The organism is Candidatus Methylomirabilota bacterium, from assembly GCA_036002485.1.
GTDB lineage: Bacteria > Methylomirabilota > Methylomirabilia > Rokubacteriales > CSP1-6 > AR37.
This window is the reverse complement of record DASYTI010000077.1, coordinates 1-3822: the sequence shown is the minus strand read 5'-3', so window position 1 is coordinate 3822 and position 3822 is coordinate 1. Positions and strand designations below refer to the sequence as shown.

At 67.0% G+C, this 3822-nt stretch carries 5 protein-coding genes; all 5 read right to left on the bottom strand.

Going from position 1 to position 3822, the window contains the following annotated elements:
* Positions 1-310: 310 nt before the first annotated feature.
* From VGT00_08230 to VGT00_08210, 5 genes are read right to left on the bottom strand one after another with little or no spacing between them, the layout of a single operon-like run.
* A complete protein-coding gene (locus VGT00_08230; protein HEV8531389.1) occupies positions 311-793 on the bottom strand; it encodes an arsinothricin resistance N-acetyltransferase ArsN1 family A in 483 nt (160 codons plus the stop codon).
* 25 nt (positions 794-818) lie between these two features.
* Entirely contained in the window at positions 819-1937 is a 1119-nt protein-coding gene (locus VGT00_08225) for an aquaporin (GenBank protein ID HEV8531388.1), read from the bottom strand.
* Positions 1934-2755 carry an arsenite methyltransferase gene (locus VGT00_08220; GenBank protein ID HEV8531387.1) on the bottom strand — a complete coding sequence of 274 codons (822 nt, stop codon included), beginning with the start codon at positions 2753-2755 and terminating at the stop codon, positions 1934-1936. Before VGT00_08220 ends, VGT00_08225 begins: the two co-directional genes overlap by 4 nt.
* A gap of 24 nt (positions 2756-2779) precedes the next feature.
* Positions 2780-3229 (bottom strand): ArsI/CadI family heavy metal resistance metalloenzyme, encoded by a 450-nt coding sequence (locus tag VGT00_08215; protein ID HEV8531386.1) that lies wholly within the window; start codon positions 3227-3229, stop codon positions 2780-2782.
* Between the two features lie 11 nt (positions 3230-3240).
* Complete coding sequence (locus VGT00_08210) at positions 3241-3549, bottom strand: metalloregulator ArsR/SmtB family transcription factor (protein HEV8531385.1); 309 nt, start codon at positions 3547-3549, stop codon at positions 3241-3243.
* Positions 3550-3822 lie beyond the last annotated feature (273 nt).

The following is a 3822-nucleotide window of genomic DNA, read 5'->3' as shown; positions in this document are numbered from 1 at the left end:
GGAGCCCGCGGGTGAGACGCTGGACGCTCGGCTGGCCACGCTCGGGCGCCTGCTCGAGCTCGTGCGTGGCTTGAAGGAGAACGCTTCGGTCGGCCCGTCACGCGCCGCTCGTTGAAGTCGTCCTCGATCCACTACGGCTGGCTCGCGCTCTGGTTGCCCCCTCACCCTGCCCTCTCCCCCGATGGGGGAGAGGGATCAAAAAACTCCTGCCTCAGGGCGTGGACACGTATCTGCTCCTCATATCCCTCTCCCCCAGTGGGGGAGAGGGCAGGGTGAGGGGGAACGCCGCCGCGTTCGTGAATGGTTCAGACTAGACGAGGCGCTCGACGATGACACAGTCCTTCCACACGCCCTCGAGCTGGCCGTGCTCCTTGTAGACGCCGACCTCGCGGAAGCCCGCCGCGCGGCAGGCCGCCCGGCTGGCGACATTCTCGGGAAAGATCCGTGACACCAGCTTGTGCAGCCCCGCCTTGCGTGATTCCTCGATGAGGGCGGCGAGGGCCTGGCGGCCTATCTGGCGGCCGCGATGGTCCCGCCCGACGTAGAACGAGAACTCGGCCGTCCTGGCGTAGCAGTCTCGCGCGCGATAGGACGAGGTGGACCCGAAGCCGACGACCTGGCCCGCCTCCTCTGCCACCACGATGGGATGCACGCCGTCGAACCACCGCGCGATCTCCTCGGGCGTGCGCGGGCGGGTCTCGAAGGTGGCGATGCGGTCCTCGATGCCCTGGTTGTAGATCGTCGAGATGGCGGCGGCATCTGCGGGCGTGGCCGGGCGGGTCGTGATCGGCATGCGTTGACTCCCTCGGGCTCGGGACTCAGCGGCGGCCGGGTGGGCCCCAGCCTTCCGCGGTGATCAGCTGCTCGACGCGGGCGCGGATCTCGTCACGGATGGCCCGCGCTTGCTCGATGGACTTTCCCTTCGGATCCTCGATGGGCCAGTCGTCGCGCTTGAGCCCGGGCACGACGGGACATGCCTCGCCGCAGCCCATCGTGATCAGCAAGTGACCTTGGGCGGCAAGATCGTGGGTGAGTCGTGTCGGCGTAGCTCGAGCGAGGTCGATGCTCACTTCGCGCATGACGGCGACGACCTCCGGATGGACGCGGTCCGCGGGCTCGGTGCCGGCAGAAACTGCCCGGACCTTCGCGGGATCGGCCAGCGCGTTGAAGAAGGCCGCAGCCATCTGGGATCGGCCGGCATTGTGAACACACGCGAAGATCACCTGCGTCTTCATGGCCCTATTCTCGCTCCGTTCGCGCTCGAGGGGCGTCAGCCAGGCGAAGAGGGCGGTGGCTGCCGCCGCGCCGAGCAGCTGGGCCACGATGAAGCCAGGGACATCGAGGGGCCGGATGCCCGCGAAGGTGTCGCTGAGGGATCGCGCCACCGTGACGGCGGGGTTCGCAAATGAGGTCGACGCGGTGAACCAGTAGGCCGCCGTGATGTAGCCGCCGACGGCAAAGGCCACCGTGCCCGCTTGAAGCCTCGCGCAGCCCCAGATGACCGCGAGCAGCCCGAAGGCGGCCACGAACTCGCTGAAGAGCTGAGCGCCGCCCTCGCGCGCCTTTTGCGAGGCGAAGAACACGGGCTCCGAGAACATGATGTTTGCGGCGGCCACGCCGGCCAGGGCACCCAGCACTTGCGCGGCGATATACGCGGGCGTCTCGCGCCAGGGTAGTCCGCCACGCCAGGCATCGGCGAGCGTCACCGCCGGGTTGAAATGCGCGCCCGAGATGGGCCCGAAGGCCAGGATCAGGGCGACGAGGGCTGCCCCCGTCGCGATGGTATTCGCGAGGAGAGCCAGGGCGATCTGATCTCCGGCCAGGCGGCTGCCCATGATGCCGGAGCCGACCACGGCGGCAAGAAGCAGCGCCGAGCCGATGGCTTCCGCCACCGCTCGGCGCCCGAGATTGGCCTTGTGACCTGCTGCTGGGCTCACACCGCCGCGGGCTTGCGTGCGCGAACGAATGCGCTCATGAACTTGTCGTTGACCTGAGGTGCGATGGCGTCGGCATCGAGGCCCGCGCCCGCCAGAAACTCGCGCGCATCCTCGACGCGGTAGATACGCGTGGGCTCGAGGTCGACCGCGTCGAATCCGGCCTTGGCCAGCTTTTCGCGGTACTCCTGCTCTTCGAGCGCGCCGGCCACGCAGCCTATCCAGAGCTCGATGCTCTTGCGAAGCTCGGCCGGGACCTCACCGCGCACGACTACGTCGGACACGGCAAAGCGGCCGCCCGGCTTGAGCACTCGGAAGGCCTCGGCAAAGACGCGGTCCTTGTCGGCCGAGAGATTGATCACGCAGTTCGAGATGATGACATCCACGGAGTTGGCGGGCAGGGGGATCTGCTCGATCTCGCCCTTGAGGAACTCGACGTTGGCCACGCCGGCCTTCCGCTGGTTCTCGCGGGCGAGGGCAAGCATCTCGTCGGTCATGTCGAGGCCATACGCCTTGCCGGTTGGCCCCACGCGCTTGGCGGAGAGGAGCACGTCAATGCCGCCGCCCGAGCCCAGGTCGAGGACGGTCTCGCCCGGCTTGAGATCGGCCAGCGCGGTGGGATTGCCGCAGCCCAGGGAGGCCGCGGTGGCCTCGGCCGGCAAGCCACAGGTTTCACTTTCCGTATAGAGATTGGAGGTGATGGGGTCGCATTCGCCCTGAGAGGCTGGCGAGCCACAACAGGCCCCGCTCGACGCCGTCACCCGGAGCGCCGCCTGAGCGTACTTGTCCTTCACGATGCTCTTGATGTCTTGCTCAGCCATGGTGCTTCTCCTCTTGCGTCGCGATCAGGAGCTGCAGCAGGACGTGGTCTTCGCGAGCTGCAGTCCCTTCGACGCCTTGGCCACGGGGGCCTGCGTCTCGTCCTCGAGATCGTAGTTGAGATGATAGACCTCCCACTCCACGCCGTCGGGGTCCGTGACCCAGAACTTGTCCTGGTTGGCGTGGCAGCAGTTGACACCCATCTCCTCGGTGACGGGCAGCCCGGCCGCCTTGACGCGCGCCAGCTGGGCCATGACGGTCTCCACCGACTCGACCTGGATGCCGACATGGTCGACGGTGCCGCGGGCGGCGCTTCCGCCATGGGAGAGGGCCAGGTTGACGGGCGCCCAGCCGGGCAGGAACTTGGCATAGCCCGTCTTCACCTTGACCGGCCCCTCGCCGAGGAACTTCTCGTAGAACTCTCGGCTCTTGGCGAGGTCCGACACGTGCATGTGCATGTGTACTTTCGCGCTCACGGCATTCTCCTCTAGCAGCAGGCGGTGAGCAGGCGCACGAGCGCCGTCACCGCGTCTCGCTGCACGGAATAGTAGATGTACCGCTCTTCCTTGCGGCTCTGGACGAGGCCCGCTCGACGGAGCGCGTCCAGGTGATGGGACAGGGTTGGCCCGGGGATCTCCACGGCCTCCTGGATCTCGCCCACCGACATCTCCTTCCCCGCGCGCACCAGGAAGAAGAAGACCTGGAGACGGCTCAGGTGGGCGAGGGCCTTGAAGGCCTCCACGTGGGTGTGATTGGCATCCAGCCGGGCCAGGGGCAGCGGAGCTATGGTTTTCATGTTTCGAAGTCTATGAAACTATCAAACCGATGTCAAGCCCCATTTTCCAAACCCCACACGGGGAGATGACCTCTCCTTATATCCCTCTCCCCCACCGGGGGAGAGGGCCGCAGTTCGAGCCGAGACACTGCGGACGAGCCGCAGGCGTGGCAGTTCGAGCTGAAGGGCGTAGCCCTGAGGCGAGAGCTGAGTAGATCAGTGGCGAGGCGAGGGCTGAGATGGACAGGGGGGCGAGGCCTTATAACCCGCGGTATCCTGATGTCGATTCCCGCC

Bases quoted from the DNA above. Each gene is read 5' to 3' on its own strand.
- VGT00_08220 (HEV8531387.1), bottom strand. From the start codon at position 2,755: ATGGCTGAGCAAGACATCAAGAGCATCGTGAAGGACAAGTACGCTCAG.
- VGT00_08210 (HEV8531385.1), bottom strand. From the start codon at position 3,549: ATGAAAACCATAGCTCCGCTGCCCCTGGCCCGGCTGGATGCCAATCAC.
- VGT00_08230 (HEV8531389.1), bottom strand. From the start codon at position 793: ATGCCGATCACGACCCGCCCGGCCACGCCCGCAGATGCCGCCGCCATC.